Origin of the sequence: Corallococcus sp. CA041A (assembly GCF_003612075.1) — a bacterium.
Classification (GTDB): Bacteria; Myxococcota; Myxococcia; order Myxococcales; family Myxococcaceae; genus Corallococcus; species Corallococcus exiguus.
Genome location: NZ_RAWF01000609.1, coordinates 1 through 478, shown reverse-complemented (window position 1 = coordinate 478; position 478 = coordinate 1). Strand labels below are relative to the sequence as shown.

Here is a 478-nt window from a genome sequence, read left to right as displayed (position 1 = left end):
GTGATACCTTTTTTGGCATCTTCAGCAGAAACGTTGATTCCTGAAATACCCTGCAGGGCTTTAAAATCCACTTTTTCCATATCGATAGTCACGTTTTCCTGCGCGTAAGTATCGGTATAGGTTAATTTTTCTTCAACACCCGCGATGTTTTTGTATTTAGCGCTTAACGGCTCAAGTGTCTTGGCAGCATCTTCTTTGGTGGTTGCACCAATGGAGGCAAATTGAATTTTGGTTTCAGAAGATTGCTTAAGCACCTTGTCACCTTTGTAGACATAGGTAATGGCAATTTCAGTACCGTTCAGATTGGCGCTGAATTTTTTCGATTCTTCTTTGTCACCGCAGCCAGCAAGAGAGAAAACCAGAACAGATGCAACAACGAGGGAAAACAGCTTATTGAAAGCCTTCATGTAAAACTCCATTTTATTTAATCAAGAAACTGGTGACTCTCACCAGGGGCTATATAGGATATGCCTAATAC

At 41.0% G+C, this 478-nt stretch carries 1 protein-coding gene; it reads right to left on the bottom strand.

Features of this window, described 5'->3' with window-relative positions; genetic code table 11:
• A partial coding sequence (locus D7V77_RS42445) for a YehR family lipoprotein (protein WP_120581769.1) occupies positions 1-407 on the bottom strand: 407 nt, incomplete at its 3' end.
• Between the last annotated feature and the right edge of the window lie 71 nt (positions 408-478).